Source organism: Brevibacterium yomogidense (genome assembly GCF_016107685.1).
Taxonomy (GTDB): domain Bacteria; phylum Actinomycetota; class Actinomycetes; order Actinomycetales; family Brevibacteriaceae; genus Brevibacterium; species Brevibacterium yomogidense.
Genome location: NZ_JABASY010000007.1, coordinates 1 through 18,016 on the forward strand (window position 1 = coordinate 1; position 18,016 = coordinate 18,016).

The window sequence follows — 18,016 nt, forward strand, 5'->3', positions numbered from 1 at the left end:
CGACACGGGCGGATCCCCGGCACCTGGGTCTACACCCTCAATTACGAAGAGCCGGTAAAGACTTCGGCGCATCCCAAAGTTTCCACCCATAAGAATTGGGATTGCTAGATCTTCTTGCGGGCGCAACCGAGGCAAGTCTCGGGTAGGGCTTTCGATCAATGCGCGAAGTTCTTCGACGTTGTCTCCGAACGAAGAAGCGGCGACGGGGATTGCGCTCCCGGAGAACGCGTCTGCTTGACTGAAAAGCGCAGTCGCATCCGACAACCACCAGGCAGAAACACAGTCGTCGGCGTCACAGAACACCAATAGTTCTGTGGAGGCTTGGCTCGCACCCACATTGCGAGCGTACGAGGCGCCAGCTTCCTGATGGGCATTGATGAGGCGTACCTCGGTGACGCCCGCCGCTATGAGTGATGGCCGGTACTCAGCGACGATGTCCGCCAAACCGTCGGTGGAACGGTTGTCAACGATGAGTAGTTCGAAAGGCGGCGCGTTTTGCTGAGTGGACAGCGAGCGCAATTGTACAGGTAGCATGTCGCGAGCCTGAAAGCACGGGATGATCACAGTGAGGCGAGGAGATGCGGTGTTCATGGAGCGTCGCGCTGCTCACGTGGAAGGCTTGTTCTTGACCACTCTGGATCGAACAGATCGGTGACGACCCCACTGCCTTTGAGCCGCTGGTGAAACGGCGGCGCCACTGCCATATGGTCGGGTTGAAGAGCATTCGCGAAGAAGCTTCCCCAGTAGGAGAACGTCGAGTTTGCGAGGATGAGAGTTCGGGCGGCAGCAAGGGCTGCAAGATCATCGAACATATCCATGCGCCGAGGGACGAACTGCGTATCGCCGGGCAGCACATCAAGGAGATTCTCTCTGCACCAGTCAGGATCATCAGACACTATCAATATCTGCTCGGTCCATCTTCCCAAATCTTTAAGTATACGGATGGCCTCGGAGACATGACTACGAACATCAATGCCAAACTCCGCTCTGAACTCAGGAACGGAGTAGTAGTCGCCCCGGCGGACGTTCAGCACACAGGTCTGAGCGGTCACGAATTCGCGCGCAGACGCCACTCGTGACCCGAATGAAGGTGTCTGCTGGAGCAGCCATAGGCTGAAGGCGAGATTTTCCGCAGATGTGAAGCTCGTGCCGAAGTGATGCCGCGTCGCGAACGTACGCTGATCTAGCAGACCGATGTCGGCTCGCGGCACTGTGAGTTGCTTGAGGGCGGGGAATTCCTGGAGCCACCGGGCCATCTGGTCGGTTTCCAGAACAGACCGACGCATACCAAGGGCTCTTCCAGCGAACGCCCACTGCCAGTAGTAGAGAATGTTGCCGCCCCGTACGGCTTCTGGCGTGAATTGGACCTCTGGAGAGCCCGGCCGTGCGCGGATCAGGTCCAGCGCTCGGTTGAGGTTTATGCGAAACATCAGTGAGACCTCGATGCACTAGGTCGCGAAAACAATCGGCGGCCGATATTCAGCACCCACCTGGCCAGATGTGCGGAACTAGCGAGACGGCTCGAGGCTCCCGATCGAGCGTTCCAGAGGAGGGCCAGCGACTTTCGGGCGGGCATCGATGATGCTGAGGCACGCTTCGCCAGTTCCCAGCGCTTTGACGCGGCAGATGTTCGGAGTGGAGGAGCGGCATCGCTGTAATGTCGCAAAGCCGCATCCAGAGCGATCAGGAATGCCGGGTTTGTGGAGGAGAACCCAGTCGATCCAAGTGACGTTGCAAGACGACGGACACCCACAAGCGGTTCTTCTGTCCAAACGAACTGGTGGTGCTTGGAAAGCCGCACAAGGAGCTCAAAGTCCTCATAGAAGAGATCTTCCCTGTAGCCTCCCGCGTCCTGGAGTAGCGCTGTTCTCAGAAAGAGGGAGGCTGCTGGCATCCAGTTCGTATGAAGCAGCGCTGCGAAGGGGGCCGCTCGTGAATCTACGGAATCCGGCCATGGAAACTCCAGTTGAGACGTCTCGTGTAGAATGTTCGATTCTTCGTCGATGACCAATGCGTCGCTATATGCAAGGGCGGCGTCAGGAGCGGAGTCCATGAGAGTGAAGTGTTTCTCGATCCTCTCGGGTAGCATTATGTCGTCTGCTGAAATGTAAGTCACGTAGGTGCTGGCTACTGTAGCAAGGTGCTTATTTAGTGTGCGGTTGAGGCCAATGTTCACGGCATTTGTGTGAAGTTCTCCGAACCCACGGTGTTCCGTGAGGTATGCGGAGACGACAGCCGAAGTGTTGTCAGGTGAAGCATCGTCCGCAATGATGACCCGGTCAGGCTTGACCGTTTGGAGACGAATGCTTTCGAGGCATTCGACGACGTAGTCTGCGTGTCGGTATGCAACCACCAAGACCGTGACGTCAGAGGGTCGGAGATGTGCATCGCTCATTGCAGTGACTTCTTTCGGTGTTTATCGGCGGAACGAGCTTAAGTGCGTCTAGTTATCGATACTAACCCAGGGGCATTTAAGTCAGGCGGCCGAGCTCTACCAATTCGGCGAACTCAGCGTTCGCCGCTGTGACTTCTTCGAATGTGCCCTGTGCTGCGATGCTGCCACTGCTCATATAGATGACGTTGTCAACGTTCCGGATAGTCGAGAGCCGGTGAGCGACGATGATGATCGTGAGCGCTCCAGAGAGCGCCTCGATCGTCTTCGTGATTTGATGCTCGGTCTTGTTGTCGAGTGCGGACGTCGCCTCGTCGAGGATGAGCACTTTCGGTTGGCGGTATAGAGCGCGTGCGATTCCCAGTCTTTGCTTCTGACCACCAGAGACCCTCACCCCTCGTTCGCCGATCTGGGTGTCGATGCCCTGTGGGAGCTCATCGATGAGATCGTTGAGCTGCGCGTCTGAAATCGCGCGGTGCAGTCGCTCGATGTCAACTTCCTCGTCTGGCACGCCAAACGTGACGTTCCTCGCGACAGTGTTGTTGAGAAGGTACACGTCTTGAGAGACAACGCCGATGGACCGCATCCATTCATCCTGCGCCGAGTGAATGTTCGCCCCATTTGCTGAAATGACTCCCTCGCGCGGCGTGAAGAGGCCAAGAACTAGATCTAAGAGTGTGCTTTTTCCCGCACCGCTTGATCCGGCGATTGCCACAGAGCTCCCATACGGAACTGTGAAGGAGATGTTGCGTACTTGCCACTCTTCAGAGTCAGGATACCGGTAACCCACGTTTTCCAGAGTGATGTCTCCAGACATGCCGGAGCCGTCATCAGTAGGGGTCGCATGTGTGATTGCGTCCTGTGTGGGGAGTGTCTGGAGAGCCTGTTCGAGGACGTCGACGCTTACACTTGCGGATTTGATCTGTACGAAGGTGAACGCAAGACGATTGAGTGTCGGGGTGATACGGCCGGCGGCAGCCGCGAAGACGCCGAGTACTGCTACTGTCTGCGCGGGGTTCCCGAAAGCGGTGACGACGGCTGCAATGGAACCGATCCCCAGGATGAGTGAGATCTCTAGAGCGTACTTGGGGAGCTCTGTGATGACGGCCAAGTTGCGACCTGCTCGTGCAGACTCCATCCGAGCTTCGCGGTATCGGGTGAGGAACGCGCCGCGGCTACCTGTGAGTCGGACTTCGCGGAATCCTTCTATGAGGGGAAGGAGCGATGACCAGGCGACGAGATTTTGATCGGACAGCTGAATGCCAGTCCTGCGTGCGCGATCGCGTGTGAACAGTTGGACCCCCACAATGCAGCTGCCGAACACGATGGCAGCGGTGAGCATGCCAACAGGGGAGACGACCGACAGGACGACGACTGTCAGCACAATCGTCAGCCCGTCGACGGACAGCGTCAGATATCCGCCAAGGACTCCATTGAAGACTTGGCCGAGTGAGAAGTTGATCTGTCTTTGGACGTCAGCATTGTCACGTGCGCGGTGCACGTCGTATGGAGACGCTGAGTAGAGTTCGAGTAAACCCACAGCAGCAAGTCCTTCGAGCCGATTCTGGCGTCCCAACTGCCACCATCTGACAGCCAGTGCAATCACGCTCTTGAGAATGAAGACTGCTCCTACCGCGACGGCCAGAGCGACGATCATCGTGCCTGTGCTCCGCAGCCCGATTGCTTGGAGAGCCGAGAAGACTCGTTCGCTGCCTGGAGCGCTAGTAGCCACGAGCATGAGGGGGAGCGTCATCGCGACCCCGACCATGTCCATCATGGCTATGAGAAAGGAGCCCAAAGCAGCCCAAGCCAGCCATCCCTTACTTTCGTGTGGGATGAGCCTGTCGTGGATGGTGAACACTCGTCTGAGCACGCCTGCTTCTTTCATGTGGACAACATGCGCGAAAGTTCTTCTGGAATCCGAACAGTGCTGACCCATCGTAGCGGAGCGCGGCAGGTGCAGTACTCGCGAGTACTGCACCTGCCGCGCTCCGGCGAAAACATTTCTGCGCACGAAACAGTTGCGGTGTGCGCAGCTCTAGGTCAGCCCAGTTCAGCCGCCTGCGGCTCGATCAGTCCGCCCAGCGACGCGAGTTCCTGCGAGACCGTGTCCGCATCGTCGAACGTGCGCGGGATGACGGTGAGGCGCTTCGCATAGTGTCCGATGGGGTATTCCATCGTCATGCCGATGCCACCGTGCATCTGGATCGATTCCTGGCTGATCTCACGCGATGCGTCATCGATGATGAGCTTCGCTGCGAGCACGTCACGGTGACGCGACTTGGAGTCGCCCTCTCCGTCTGCAGCACTCTGTTCCCCCGTGACTGCGAGCTTCGCGTACAGAGCCATGGACTTCGCTCCTTCGAGCGTTGCGTAGGCCTCTGCGGCGCGGTGCTGTAGCACCTGGTTCGCGCCGATCGGTGCGCCGAACTGCTCACGCGTCTTGAGGTACTCCGCCGTCATGGTGAGAGAAGCTTCCATCGCCCCCACCGCTTCGGCCGCCAGCGCCGCGTTCGCGGTGTCGACGACGCGCTCGATCGTGGCGGACGCGTCGCCGGTGCCCAGGCGTGTCGCCGGCGTATCGGCGAACGTGACGGAGCCGGTACGGATTCCGTCGGCCTGCACGCGCCCGTCGACTGCCACGCCCTGCGCAGACGCGTCGACGAGGAAGAGGCCCACGCCGCCGTCCGCAGCGGCGGACACGATGAACGTGTGAGCGTCGGCTGCTCCCAGCACAGCGGATTTCTCACCGGTGATCGTGTAGCCGTCTGCAGCTTCGGTCGCTGTCGTGGCGGGCGCAGTGAGGTCGTAGCGTCCGGTGGGCTCATAAGCTGCGAAGGCGAGGAGCATCTCACCTGTGATGACGGCCGGCAGGATGTCCTGCTTCTGCTGGGCGGTTCCCGCAGCGTCCACTAGGCCTCCGCCCAGGACCACCGTCGAGAGGTAGGGCTCGAGCACGAGTGCGCGTCCGAACTCCTCCATGACGACTGCGACTTCTCCGAAGCCCATGTCTGCGCCGTCGTACTCTTCGCTGAAGGGCAGGCCCAGAAGGCCCAGTTCCGCGAAGGTCTCCCACTTCTCCTGGCTCCAGCCCTTGTCCGAGCGGAGGATCTCTTCACGCGCCGCCGCGTCGTACTCCGTGCGCAGCAGTCGCGCCACGGTCGACTTCAGTTCGCGCTGCTCATCTGTGAGTTCAAGGTCCATCTGTGTCTCCTAGTTCGATGAAGTCGATGTGTCAGAGGCCCAGAATGGCCTTGCTGATGATGCCGCGCTGGACCTCGGAGGAGCCTCCGTAGATGGTCACCTTGCGGTAGTTGAAGTAGTCGCGGATCGCGTCGACGGATGCCGTCGGGAGATCGGAGAACCCGTCGGCCGTCGTGGCGGTGTCGATGAAGTCGAGTCCCTGGGGCCCCAGCACGTCGACGAGGAGTTCCGTGATGTCCTGCTGCAGCTGCGAGCCGCGCAGCTTGAGGACCGAGGACCGCGGGTCCGGCTGGTCGTTGCCGGACACCTGGGTCGACAGGATCCGCAGCTGTGTGAACTCGAGCGCCGTGAGCTGTGCTTCCAGCTTGGTGAGGCGGGCGGAGAACATCGGGTCGTCCAGCAGTGTGCCGCGTGCGGTCTTCGTCATCGCGGCGTACGCCTTGGCGCGTGCGAGGTTGACCTTCGACATGCCGATCCGCGCGATGCCGGTGCGTTCATTGCCCAGCAGGAACTTCGCGTACGTCCATCCCTTGTTCTCTTCGCCGACGAGGTTCTCGACGGGGACCTCGACATTGTCGAAGAACACTTCGTTGACCTCGACGCTGCCGTCGATCAGTTCGATCGGTCGGACAGTGACGCCCGGGGTCGTCATGTCGATGAGCAGGAACGAGATGCCTGCCTGCTTCTTCACGTTGGGATCCGTGCGGACGAGCATGAAGATCCAGTCGCCGTACTGGCCGAGGGTGGTCCAGGTCTTCTGGCCATTGACGACGTAGACGTCGCCCTTGCGGACGGCGGAGGTCTTGAGCGAAGCGAGGTCGGAGCCCGCGTTCGGCTCGGAGAAGCCCTGCGCCCACCAGATGTCGAGGTTCGCCGTGGCGGGGAGGAAGCGCTCCTTGATCTCCTGACTGCCGAACGTCGCGATGACGGGGCCCACCATCGACGCGTTGAACGCGAGCGGCTGCGGCACGCAGGCCAGCTGCATCTCCTCGAGCCAGATGTGGCGCTGGACCGGAGTCCAGTCCTGACCGCCCCACTCCACCGGCCAGTTGGGGACCGCGTAACCGTGCTTGTTGAGTATGCGCTGAGCCGTGACGATGTCGTCCTTGCTCAGTTCCTGTCCCGTGGCGACCCGGTAGCGGATCTCCTCGGGCACCTCGGTGCGGTAGAAGGTGCGCATGTGCTGGGCGAACTCGCGCTCTTCCTGGTTCAGCAGCTGATCCATAAACACTCCTGTGTGGGAATCGGGGCTGTCCGGCGCATGCCGGATGCCGATCGTCGGGACGATTCTAGCAATTAATTGGTCGATCGTTCAGGGGCGCGTTCCGCTGACTGTGCGCGCGTGAGCGACCAGAAGAGCAGCAGCCCCGTCAACAGCACCAATGCGATCCCCAGCGCGCCGGCACGCTGGTAGCCGAGGAGGGCGATGAACGAGGCGAACATGACGGGCCCCAGGAAGCTCACGGCCCGGCCCGTGGTGGCGTAGAGACCGAAGTTCTCTCCGGCTTCCTCCGGGGGAGTGATGCGCGCGAGGTATGTGCGGGACGACGACTGGACGGGCCCCACGAAGAGGCACATGAAGACCGCTGAGCCCCAGAACACGGCAGGCGAATCGGAGATCGTGATGGGGATGGACGCGGCGACCAGACAGATGAGTCCGACGATGATGACCGCGGCGGATCCGAGCTTGTCGTCGACCCAGCCAGCCGCGATCGCCCCGATTCCCGCGGAGATGTTGGCGACGACGCCCAGCATGATGACTTCCGACGGGGTGAGTCCGTAGGAGCCAGCGGCAAGCACGCCGGCGAAGGCGAAGATCGCGGCGAGACCGTCCCGGAAGATGGCGGAGGAGATGAGGAAGCGGAGGGTGAGGCGGTCCTCCCGCCACAGTCGGGCGATCCGAAGGATGAGGTGGCGGTAATCGGCGAGGAAGAGTGTGATGCTGCCGATCAGCCCTGACCGCGTGCGAGCGGCTGCCTGTGCGGTGTCCTCGTGGCCGGTGGGCACCGGTGACCGTGGTGCGAGGAACAGGACGGGGAGTGCGAAAAGTGCAAACCATGCTGCGGCGACGACCGCGACGATCCGGTAGCGGAGTCCGTCCTCGTCGACGGCGCCGAACAGTCCAACATCGGGGGAGATGACGGTGACGAGGAGGAGGACCAGGAGAACCAGCCCACCCAGGTACCCCATGCCCCATCCAATGCCGGAGACCCGGCCCACATTGGTTGGGGTGGAGATGGACAGGAGGATGCTGTTGTACGACACCTCCGCGAACTCGAAGAACACGTTGCCCAGTGCCAGGAGGACCAGGCCCAGCCACAGATGCTCGGGGGAGTCCTTCACGAAGAACATGGCGGCCATGCACGCCACGACGACGAAGGTGTGGAAGCCCAGCCAGAAGCGGTGGCGGCCACCCGCGTCAGCCCGGGTGCCCGCTGCAGGCGCGACCAGTGCGATGACGAGGCCGGCGGCAGCTGTGGCCCACCCCAGTGCCTGCGATCCCGCTTCTTCTGTCGCTGCGACTCCGGTCGTCAGGTAGGGGGCGAAAACGAACGTGACGACGACCGCGTTGAAGGACGCGGAACCCCAGTCCCAGACCGCCCACGCGGCGACGGTGCGACGGCTCACAATGTTCGACATGGCCCCAGCGTAAGCGGGCTCCTCTCGTTACACTCGCCGTGGCCATGTGAAACCGACAGGACGGATTGATGGATACCGACCCGCAGCCGCACTCTGCGACGCCCGCCGGCGCGCATGTCGACTACGAGAGCCCGGAAGACGCACATCGAACGTACGGTCCGGGACTCTGGGCCAATACCGTCGCCGAGGTCGTGGACCCCGACCTCTCCGAGAGCTACCAGATCCAGGAGGAGGACTCCGACGAGCGGATCATGGCGAAGCTCAAGCTCCAGGGGGTGCGGATCGGGGCGATGGGAGTGGCCCCCGCGGTCTTCTGGCCCGCGCTCACCGTCATCCTGGGTGTCGCGATCCTCGCCATCGCCTTCCCGGATGCTGTGGGCTCCGTCCTCACGACGACGAACGATTGGATCGTCGGGACGCTGGGCTGGTACTACATGCTGGTCATCGGACTCTTCATCCTCTTCTCCGTGGGAGTGGGACTCAGCAGATACGGAAAGATCACTCTGGGCAGGGAAGGTGAGAAGCCGGAGTTCGGGATGCTGTCGTGGTTCTCGATGCTCTTCGCCGCCGGTATGGGGATCGGCCTCGTGTTCTACGGAGTGGGCGAGCCATTGTCGTACGCCACGTTCGATCCGAAGCCCGGGTGGCCCACTGATGAGCAGACGCTGCAGCGGCTCGCGATGGCGCAGACGTTCGTGCACTGGGGCGTCCACCCCTGGTCGATCTACGCCGTGATCGGTCTGGGTCTGGCGTACGCGATCCACCGCCGTGGTCGGCCGATCTCCATCCGCTGGGCCCTCGAGCCGCTGTTCGGACAGCGGGTCAAAGGGTGGATGGGTGACGTCATCGACATCCTCGCGATATTCGGCACCGTGTTCGGCATCGCCACGTCGTTGGGACTGGGAGTCAACCAGATCGCAGCGGGCATGCAGGCGGTCGGCATCGTCGAGGCCGCTGATCTGGTTCTGCTCATCACACTCATCGTCGGCATCACCTTCATCGCCATCCTGTCCGTGGTGTCCGGAGTGGGCCGTGGCATCAAATGGCTCTCCAACATCAACCTGAGCATGGCCGGGCTCGTCCTGCTGACGGTCCTCCTCCTGGGCCCGACGCTCTTCCTCATGAAGACCTACGTCGAATCCCTGGGTGTCTACCTTGCGAACTTCTTCGAGATGACGTTCGATTCCGCGGCGCACACAGGCGATGAAGGCGACACGTGGAACTCCGCGTGGACCATCTTCTACTGGGGCTGGTGGATCTCCTGGGCACCGTTCGTCGGGGTCTTCATCGCTCGCATCTCCCGTGGCCGAACGGTGCGGGAGTTCATCCTGGGCGTACTCCTGGTGCCCAGCCTCGTCGGCTTCCTATGGTTCACCGTCATGGGTGGCAGCGGCCTGTACCGCCAATTCGACTCCGGCGACCCCATCGTGGGGGAGGGGGAGGAAGTTGCGGCAGAGGCAGCACTCTTCGACGTCCTCGGCGCCTTGCCGATGGGAGAGATCCTCTCCTTCATCGCGATCATCCTCGTTGCGATCTTCTTCATCACCTCGTCGGATTCCGGTTCACTGGTCGTCGACATGCTCGCTTCCGGCGGACACCCGAACCCCCCGGTCTGGTCGCGCATCCTGTGGGCCGTACTCGAAGGACTCATCGCCATCGGGCTCCTCTGGGCCGGTGGTCTGGGCGCGTTGCAGGCTGCGGCACTGGCGACCGCGTTGCCGTTCAGTCTGGTCCTCCTGGGCGTCGCGGTGGCCACGTTGCGCGCGTTGAAGATCGACGATGCCTACACGCAGCACGGGGAGTTCGTCGACCGGTACACCCAGCTGCGAGCAGACCTGCAGGAGAACTTCAGCGACCACTTCGGACCGCAGGTCGACGACCGCATCGACTACCGACTGTCGAATCAGCGCCAGCGGTGGCACGTGGCAAAGCCGGAGCCACCTGTCAGCGGGCGCGCGCGTCCGGAACCCTGACATCGCGCGCTCTCCAGCGGGGTCTCCACCCTTGCAGTGGAGGATTCCGCACGGGGATGAAACCATAGGGATGTCGATGTCGGACATGTGCCGACCGCGCTCCGTCCCGCACCGTTGCATCACACAGAAGGAGTCGTCATGCCCATCGCCACCCCTGAGGTCTACTCGGAACTCATCGATCGCGCGAAGCAGAACGGTTTCGCATACCCGGCGGTGAACTGCACGTCGTCCCAGACGGTCAATGCGGCGATCCGCGGCTTCGCGGAGGCGGAATCCGACGGGATCATCCAGGTGTCGACCGGCGGTGCCGAGTACCTGTCCGGCCCCACCATCAAGGACCGCGTCCGTGGCGCAGTCGCGTTCGCTGTGTACGCACACGAAGTCGCGAAGTCCTACGACGTGAACATAGTCCTTCACACCGACCACGCTCCCAAGGACGCGGTCGAGCACTGGGTGAAGCCCCTGCTCGAGATCTCCAGGGAGCGGACGCAGCGAGGCGAGGATCCACTGTTCGGCTCGCACATGTGGGACGGTTCGGCTGTCGCGCTCGACGAGAACCTGGCGATCGCTGAGGAGATGCTGGAGCTGTCCAATGCGGCGAACACTCTCCTCGAGATCGAGATCGGCGTTGTGGGCGGTGAAGAGGACGGCGTCGAGAACGAGATCAACGAGAAGCTGTACACCACGGTGGAGGATGCGCGGGCCACAGTCGCCGCCCTCGGTTCGGGTGAGAAGGGCCGCTACCTCACCGCACTGACGTTCGGCAATGTCCATGGTGTCTACAAGCCGGGCCATGTGAAGCTGCGCCCGGAGCTGCTGGGTGAGATCCAGGAAGCCATCGGAGCCGAAGTCGGCAAGGAGCGTCCGTTCGACCTCGTCTTCCACGGTGGCTCCGGCTCTTCCGAAGAGGAGATCGCGACCGCTGTTCGCCACGGCGTCGTGAAGATGAACATCGACACGGATACGCAGTACGCCTTCACCCGTCCGGTAGTCGATCACATCTTCAAGAACTACGACGGCGTCCTCAAGATCGACGGCGACGTGGGCAATAAGAAGCTCTACGATCCCCGGTCTTGGGGCAAGGCGGCCGAAGCGTCGATGGCCGACCGCATCGTCGAAGCGTGCCAGCACTTGGGATCTGCGGGGAACCGTCTGAAGTGACGTTTCCGCACGCAGACTGACAGACTGCCGCCCGGCGAGCATAGCCGGGCGGCAGTCATCGCTCGGTACGTCTTTGAGAACGTTCCCGGGGCGCTAGACTCGAGGTTGGATTGGAGAACCGAAAGGACTGTCTGTGACCCGTACGCTTCTGGTGACCGGAGGAGCCGGCTTCATCGGCTCCAATTTCGTCCATCACATCGTCCGCACGACGGACGACCACGTGATCGTCCTCGACAAGATGACGTACGCCGGGAACAGAGAGTCGCTGGCGGACCTCCCCGACGACCGGGTTGAGCTGGTCGTAGGAGACATCTGCGACGAGAAGCTCGTCGACGATCTGGTGACCCGGTCCGACGCCGTCGTGCACTACGCGGCAGAGAGCCACAACGACAATTCTCTGGCTGATCCCGGAGTGTTCGTCCAGACCAACATCATCGGCACATTCACGCTGCTCGAAGCGGTGCGGAAACACGGCGTCCGATTCCATCATGTATCGACGGACGAGGTGTATGGGGACCTCGAGTTGGGTGATCCCGCACGGTTCACCGAACACACCGCGTACCTGCCGTCCAGCCCGTATTCGTCGACGAAGGCAGGGTCGGACCATCTCGTGCGGGCCTGGGTACGGTCGTTCGGGGTTCAGGCGACATTGTCGAACTGCTCCAACAACTACGGTCCGTACCAGCACATCGAGAAGTTCATTCCGCGGCAGATTACGAATCTCATCGACGGTGTACGACCGCGGCTCTACGGCAGCGGGACGAACGTCCGCGACTGGATCCACGCAGAAGACCACTCCTCAGCGGTCGCGCTCATCCTCGACAAGGGGCGCATCGGCGAGACCTATCTCATCGGTGCGGACGGCGAGAAGTCGAACAAGGAAGTTGTCGAACTCCTCCTGCCGCTGTTCGATCGAGCAGCGGACGACTACGATCTCGTGGCGGACCGTCCTGGGCACGATCTCCGCTACGCGATCGAATGGTCGAAGCTTCGGGACGAACTGGGGTGGACCCCGTCGTTCTCCGACTTCGAATCGGGACTCGAGGCGACTGTTCAGTGGTACCGGGACAACGAAGCGTGGTGGCGGCACGCGAAGAGCGCTACTGAGGCGAAGTACTCGGCGCAGGGACAGTGACCGCACGCATGGAGAACGTCTCTGAGCTGCAGGTCGAGAAGACACCGATTCCCGGGCTGCTCGTGGTGCGGATCCCCGTGCACGAAGACAGCCGCGGGTGGTTCAAGGAGAACTGGCAGCGGACGAAGATGGCGGCCTTGGGCCTTCCGGACTTCGGGCCTGTTCAGAACAACGTGTCCTTTAACAGCACACGGGGCACCACACGCGGTATCCACGCTGAGCCATGGGACAAGTACGTCTCCGTGGCGAGCGGAGCGGTGTTCGGTGCATGGGTGGACCTGCGGGAAGGCCCCACGTTCGGGACGGTCTACTCCACGACCATCAACCCATCTGTCGCGGTATACGTTCCGCGCGGGGTCGGAAATGCGTTCCAGACCCTCGAAGATGCCACTGCTTACTCGTATCTGGTGAACGATCACTGGTCGGCCGAAGCGACGGGTGAGTACACCTTCCTCAACCTTGCGGACCCCGCGTCCCCGATCCCCTGGCCCATTGCGCTCGATTCGGCCGAGGTCGAGATGTCCGACAAGGATCGGTCCCATCCGGAGCTGAGTGGTGTCGTTCCGATGCCGCCTCGTAAGGTCCTCGTCCTCGGGGCCAATGGGCAGGTAGGTCGCGCGCTGAGGAAGCATGCAGAAGCCCATGGGCGGACCGACCTCGACTTCCTCACACGAGCAGAATGCGATCTGTGGGATGGGCACTGTTTCGACGGCATCCGGTGGAGTGCTTATCGCGCAGTCATCAATGCGGCAGCGTTCACTGCTGTGGACGGAGCAGAGACCGACGAAGGGCGTACTCGCGCATGGGCGGTCAATGCGGCCGCTATGGCGAGACTGGCTCAGGTGGCCGCCGAGCACAGAGTGACCGTCCTCGGCTTCTCCTCCGACTATGTCTTCGACGGCGAGACGGAAGTCCACACGGAAGACGAGCCGCTCTCACCGTTGGGTGTGTACGGGCAGTCGAAAGCCGCGGGCGACGTCGCTCTTCAGTCCGTGCCGCAGCACTACATCGTCCGCACCAGTTGGGTCATCGGTGAAGGCGCCAACTTCGTCCGTACGATGAAGAACCTGTGTGAACGTGGCGTGCGTCCCGAGGTGGTTGACGATCAGGTGGGCCGGTTGAGCTTCGCGCAGGACTTGGCTGCCGTTGCTCTGCACCTGCTCGACGGTGATGCTCCCTTTGGGGTGTACAACGTCTCGAGTTCGGGGGATCCCGTCAGCTGGGCGGACATTGCAGCTGACGTCTTCGCCTCAGTGGGCGGCAATCGGGACGCCATACGACCAGTGACCACTTCGCAGTACTTCGAGGGTCGCGACGGAGTCGCACCCCGTCCTGCTCACTCGACGTTCGACCTCAGTAAGATCAGGGCGACCGGATTCGAACCGGCAGATTGGCGTTTACGACTCGACGAGTACCTCCGCGCATGACGACCGCGGAAGCGGTGGTGGGCGGCCCACCTGCGGCTCTTCATGTGCGACTCGCGCATGCGTGTGTCCAATGGATTGCGGAGAGTGCGCGGGTGCGTGTTCTCCACATCAAGGGACACGCCATCGATGAGGAGATGCGGGTCCTCCGTGGGGGCGGGTCGGACGTCGATGTCCTGGTGGCGCCGTCAGAGTTGTCACGATTCGAAGCGGCACTGCGGTCGTTGGGATGGACGCTGTACACTACCTTCCGGTCCGGCTCGGTGTTCGGCCACGCGGCGACGTATTACCATCCGACCTGGGGCACTGCAGACGTCCACCGATGGATACCGGGCCTCGACCGAGGCCCCTGTGCTTCGTTCGAATACCTGTGGTCGGATCGGTTGGCCCGAGAGCTGGGCGGAGTGCCTTGCGCAGTGCCGTCAGATGACCACCACCGGTTGATTCTGCTGCTCCATGCGGCACGCAACGGAGCCCGCAGGGGAACGGACTTCCGGCTGGGGTGGGGCGACGTCGAAGGTCCCCAGCGCCGTCGGATCAGGAACGCGGCGTACGCCATGGGTGCACACGTCCCCTTCATGCTCGTGACGACCGACGCTGGTGTGGTGCCGGGGCGACACGCTCGTCTGTGGGCCGCAGTGGTGACGAACCGGGGAACCACAGAGCAGTGGTTCGCCCGATTCAAAGACGCTTCATCGATACGAGAAGTGAGCTTGCTAGTCGGAGACGCGCTGAAAGCGAACCAGGATCATCTGGGACTGAAACTGGGGCATCGCCCCAGCCGCGGTGAGCTCGTGAACGAGCAGATGCGCCGGGCGGGCACAGCCGCACGGTGGGTGGCAGCCACGTTCCTACCCGCCAGGGTGCGGTCATTCCGCTCCCGAAGATCTGGGCAGGTGCGATGAGAGCACGCGCTCACCCGCAGCAGGATCAGTCGTCGCGACCGCGTGCGACCAGTCGTTCCAGATAGGTTCCGTAGCCGCTCTTCTTCAAGGGCTGTGCGCGGTCCATCAGCTGGTCGTCATCAAGCCACTCGAGGCGCCATGCGATCTCTTCCGGGCATGCGATTTTGAGTCCCTGGCGTGCTTCGATCGCTGAGACGAATGAACCGGCGGCGTGCAGAGACTCGAAGGTTCCCGTATCGAGCCATGCTGTTCCGCGCGGCAGCAGTTCGACTGTGAGGCTTCCATCGTCCATGTAGCTGCGGTTGAGGTCAGTGATCTCCAATTCTCCGCGGTCGGACGGTGCCAGTTGCTTCGCCCGTTCGGTGACGGTCGAGTCGTAGAAGTAGAGACCGGGGATGGCCCAGTGCGATTTCGGGTCGGTGGGCTTCTCCTCGAGCGAGAGCGCGCGCCCATCCGCACCCACTTCGACCACTCCGTACGACCGCGGGTCATCAACCCAGTAGCCGAACACCACGGCGCCGTCTGGGTCGCTCTTCGCGCGGAGCCGTGTACCCAGCCCCGTGCCATAGAAGATGTTGTCCCCGAGCACCAGGGCACTGGGCTGACCGTCAAGGAACTCCTCGCCCAGGATGAATGCCTGTGCGAGGCCGTCCGGACTGGGCTGTTGGGTGTAGGTGATGTTCACGCCGTAGCGCGACCCGTCTCCCAGCAGCGTGGAGAACGCATCTGCGTCGTGAGGAGTCGTGATGACGAGGATGTCTCGAATGCCCGCAAGCATGAGTGTTGACAGCGGGTAGTAGATCATGGGCTTGTCCCAGACGGGCATGAGCTGTTTGCTCACACCGTACGTCAGAGGGTGGAGCCGGGAACCGGTCCCGCCGGCAAGAATGATTCCGCGCATCGAGTGTCCTTCAGTGCGAAGCGGTCGGCTGGGGTGCGACCGCTGGAGTGAGGAGGCCGATCGAGACGAAGTCGTCAGCCTGGTGTCCGAGTTGAATGTGAGCATCGGGAGGTGCGTCATCGAAGAGAGTGACGCATGCACCCACCGCGTCGGAAATTCGTGAGGGTTCGCGGAAGTGTTCGAGGAGAACCGAGGCGACGCCTTCCAACCGCACGATCGGCCCGTTCGGCAAGGGTGCGACCCACACGATGTCGCCGTCGGTTTCGACTGCGACATCGGTGAGTCTCCACAGCTGATCGGGACGGTTCATCCGTGCCCATTCGCGATGGTGGCGAGGACTTCGTCGATCTCCTCCGCAGCCCGGGCAGCTTCGGACTGCCCCAGCCTGTAGGGATCCGCGATGTCATCCTCGCGGGTGAGAGCCGGGCGGAAGAGTGATACCGGGACGGGGACCCACGGCGCATTCGTCGATTCCGCGGAGACATCGCGGGCATAGGGCTTCATGACGAATGTGCGGTTGAGGATGTCCGGCCACTCCTCTGCGACGTATGCACGGTGTTCACGTGTGGCACACAAGAGGAGGTCCGCGCTGCGAGCCAGCCCGGCCGTGAGCTGCTGAGCCTGGAAGCCGTCAGCAGTCCCTCCTCGCGCTTCCAGCTCTGTGGTCATGGTGTCGTCCATGCCCCATCCGCGCATTGCGTGGGTTCCGGCGCTCAGGAAATCGACTCCGGGCGCCATGTGCTGGGCACGCCGTTCCGCATAGGCGGAACGGCAGATGTTGCCAGTGCAGACGAAGAGGACTCTAGGCATGGGGCGAGTCTATCGACTGGTTGCTCCGCTTCTCACACCACCTGGTGATCAGGGCGCCTACGACGACCCCCAACACACCACCTGCAGTATTCATGACCACATCACCGATATCCGGGTGTCGGGTGGAGAGGACGAAGAATTGGAGCAGCTCGATCGTGATGCTGAGACCGCACAGTACTCCTGCCCACCACCAGCGCGGAAGGATGAGTGCGAGTCCGAGTCCGAGCGGGACGAACATCACGACGTTCCACACTTCTGCGAGTTGTTCGGGTGTCATCGCCGGGGGCAGAGGGGTGTTCTGGCGGAGGAACCACCAGATGTGGACATTGAGCCGATTGATCACCCACCCCGAGGGGAAGAGCACCAGGAACGCCGCGAGGCTCGACCCGGTCAGAAGGATGACGACCCCGATGCGCCGTCGAGTCGCTCCCTTGTGAGGAGACTGCTGCGACGATCCCGCCTGCACGGTCAGAGGTGTTCCAGGAGGATGCGGACGCGGTGATCGAAGGTGTGTTCCGCGGCTGTGCGCTTCTGGGCTGCGTCGCGAATCGCGGATGTGGCGAGCGCACCGCGTGAGATGCGCGAGCAGAGCTCGATCAGATGGTCCTCAGAGTCGTACACGAGCACCTCGGAACCGGGTTCGTAGAATTCCGCCACGTCAGATCGGTCAATGAGCTGGACGCCTCCCACGCCACTCGCCTCGAACGTGCGCATCGTGAATCCTTCCTGGTCCCAGTGCGAGTTCAGCGTTGCATCGGACCCCGCCATGACTCCGTAGGCCTCCGCGCGTGACACGTTCGGCAAGGTCGTGAAGGGGAGCGGTGCGAACTGCCGGGTCCGCGCCTGGTCGACGAGTCGCGACGACCATGTCTTCCCGAAAGCGACGACGGGGACTCCTGCACGGTGGAGCGCCAGCAGCATCTCTTCTCGATTCGCATACCTGGCACCGATGAATGTCGTCGCGCGGAAAGCGCGGTGCTCCACTGGAGAATAGGTGTCGAATGCGTTCGGAAGGTAGAAGGACTCGACGCCTGCGGCGGCGAGCCTGTCCGCGTCGGGCTTGGAATACGTCGCGATCGTACCGACCCGGGCATGCGAGACGAAGTCGCTGCGCATCCTGCGCAACTCGTCATACGCCCACGTGATGAGAGGGACGCGGGCCTCAGCTGCAGCGGACCACCAACTGGACGACAGCTGGTCTCCTCGCACGACGAGCACTGCGTCCGGCTTCGTCGCCCGCAGCCGTGAGATCGCGAGGTCGGAGAGGTGACGGTCGATGAGTGCAGTGACGTTGCGGCTGGGGGAGCGGTGCGCCAGGGCGTTCGCGGCGCGCGCATAGGCGGGTCCGGGCTGATCGTAGATGTGGACGTCCACATCCCAGCCCTGAGCGTTCAGTGCCGCTGTGATCGCCTGCCAGTACCCCTGGAAGGCCGGTGAAACGAGTAGCAGCTTTCTGGCCACGTGACGGTCT

The 18,016-nt window shown here is 62.4% G+C and carries 17 protein-coding genes; 5 read left to right on the forward strand and 12 right to left on the reverse strand.

Translation table 11 applies throughout. The annotated features are described in order from the left end of the window. The 7 genes from JFC09_RS14640 to JFC09_RS14670 form a co-directional block, all read right to left on the reverse strand. Window positions 1–591, reverse strand: a 591-nt coding sequence (locus tag JFC09_RS14640) for a glycosyltransferase family 2 protein (RefSeq protein WP_198394790.1), incomplete at its 3' end; no start/stop codon positions are given. After that, window positions 588–1,430 carry an alpha-1,2-fucosyltransferase gene (locus JFC09_RS14645; RefSeq protein ID WP_198394791.1) on the reverse strand — a complete coding sequence of 281 codons (843 nt, stop codon included), beginning with the start codon at window positions 1,428–1,430 and terminating at the stop codon, window positions 588–590. The genes JFC09_RS14645 and JFC09_RS14640, both read right to left, overlap by 4 nt. After that, window positions 1,430–2,395 carry a glycosyltransferase family 2 protein gene (locus tag JFC09_RS14650; RefSeq protein ID WP_198394792.1) on the reverse strand — a complete coding sequence of 322 codons (966 nt, stop codon included), beginning with the start codon at window positions 2,393–2,395 and terminating at the stop codon, window positions 1,430–1,432. The genes JFC09_RS14645 and JFC09_RS14650 overlap by 1 nt, the downstream gene beginning before the upstream one ends. Window positions 2,396–2,471: 76 nt before the next feature. Beyond that, entirely contained in the window at window positions 2,472–4,280 is a 1,809-nt protein-coding gene (locus tag JFC09_RS14655; RefSeq protein ID WP_198394793.1) for an ABC transporter ATP-binding protein, read from the reverse strand. Window positions 4,281–4,435: 155 nt separating this feature from the next. Beyond that, window positions 4,436–5,596, reverse strand: coding sequence for an acyl-CoA dehydrogenase family protein (locus JFC09_RS14660; RefSeq protein ID WP_198394794.1), 1,161 nt, complete (start codon window positions 5,594–5,596; stop codon window positions 4,436–4,438). Between the two features lie 31 nt (window positions 5,597–5,627). Further along, on the reverse strand, window positions 5,628–6,821 hold the full coding sequence (locus tag JFC09_RS14665) for an acyl-CoA dehydrogenase family protein (protein WP_198394795.1): 1,194 nt from the start codon (window positions 6,819–6,821) through the stop codon (window positions 5,628–5,630). Window positions 6,822–6,892: 71 nt separating this feature from the next. Next, a complete protein-coding gene (locus JFC09_RS14670) occupies window positions 6,893–8,236 on the reverse strand; it encodes an MFS transporter (protein WP_198394796.1) in 1,344 nt (447 codons plus the stop codon). Window positions 8,237–8,304: 68 nt separating this feature from the next. Here JFC09_RS14670 and JFC09_RS14675 point away from each other — a divergent pair, with 68 nt between their 5' ends. The 5 genes from JFC09_RS14675 (at window position 8,305) to JFC09_RS17090 (ending at window position 14,834) form a co-directional block, all read left to right on the forward strand. After that, the gene (locus JFC09_RS14675; RefSeq protein WP_198394797.1) at window positions 8,305–10,209 is read left to right on the forward strand and encodes a BCCT family transporter; all 1,905 of its coding nucleotides are present in this window, start codon (window positions 8,305–8,307) and stop codon (window positions 10,207–10,209) included. Window positions 10,210–10,347: 138 nt separating this feature from the next. Beyond that, the gene (gene fbaA / locus JFC09_RS14680; protein ID WP_198394798.1) at window positions 10,348–11,370 is read left to right on the forward strand and encodes a class II fructose-bisphosphate aldolase; all 1,023 of its coding nucleotides are present in this window, start codon (window positions 10,348–10,350) and stop codon (window positions 11,368–11,370) included. Window positions 11,371–11,503: 133 nt separating this feature from the next. Further along, entirely contained in the window at window positions 11,504–12,505 is a 1,002-nt protein-coding gene (rfbB, locus tag JFC09_RS14685) for a dTDP-glucose 4,6-dehydratase (RefSeq protein ID WP_332839789.1), read from the forward strand. Between the two features lie 8 nt (window positions 12,506–12,513). Further along, window positions 12,514–13,932, forward strand: coding sequence for a sugar nucleotide-binding protein (locus JFC09_RS14690; protein ID WP_198394799.1), 1,419 nt, complete (start codon window positions 12,514–12,516; stop codon window positions 13,930–13,932). Continuing rightward, window positions 13,929–14,834: a nucleotidyltransferase family protein gene (locus JFC09_RS17090; protein WP_408610977.1), complete on the forward strand. Its 906-nt coding sequence runs from the start codon at window positions 13,929–13,931 to the stop codon at window positions 14,832–14,834. Before JFC09_RS14690 ends, JFC09_RS17090 begins: the two co-directional genes overlap by 4 nt. Window positions 14,835–14,859: 25 nt before the next feature. Here the strand turns inward: JFC09_RS17090 and rfbA are convergent, their stop codons facing one another. From rfbA to JFC09_RS16960, 5 genes are read right to left on the reverse strand one after another with little or no spacing between them, the layout of a single operon-like run. Continuing rightward, window positions 14,860–15,735, reverse strand: a complete 876-nt coding sequence (gene rfbA / locus JFC09_RS14700) for a glucose-1-phosphate thymidylyltransferase RfbA (RefSeq protein ID WP_198394801.1) — start codon at window positions 15,733–15,735, stop codon at window positions 14,860–14,862. A gap of 10 nt (window positions 15,736–15,745) precedes the next feature. Continuing rightward, entirely contained in the window at window positions 15,746–16,045 is a 300-nt protein-coding gene (locus JFC09_RS14705; protein ID WP_198394802.1) for a hypothetical protein, read from the reverse strand. Further along, window positions 16,042–16,545, reverse strand: a complete 504-nt coding sequence (locus tag JFC09_RS14710; protein WP_198394803.1) for an arsenate reductase/protein-tyrosine-phosphatase family protein — start codon at window positions 16,543–16,545, stop codon at window positions 16,042–16,044. The genes JFC09_RS14705 and JFC09_RS14710 overlap by 4 nt, the downstream gene beginning before the upstream one ends. Beyond that, a complete protein-coding gene (locus tag JFC09_RS17095; protein ID WP_198394804.1) occupies window positions 16,538–17,011 on the reverse strand; it encodes a VanZ family protein in 474 nt (157 codons plus the stop codon). The genes JFC09_RS14710 and JFC09_RS17095 overlap by 8 nt, the downstream gene beginning before the upstream one ends. Before the next feature lie 2 nt (window positions 17,012–17,013). Next, window positions 17,014–18,006 (reverse strand): CgeB family protein, encoded by a 993-nt coding sequence (locus tag JFC09_RS16960; protein WP_198394805.1) that lies wholly within the window; start codon window positions 18,004–18,006, stop codon window positions 17,014–17,016. Between the last annotated feature and the right edge of the window lie 10 nt (window positions 18,007–18,016).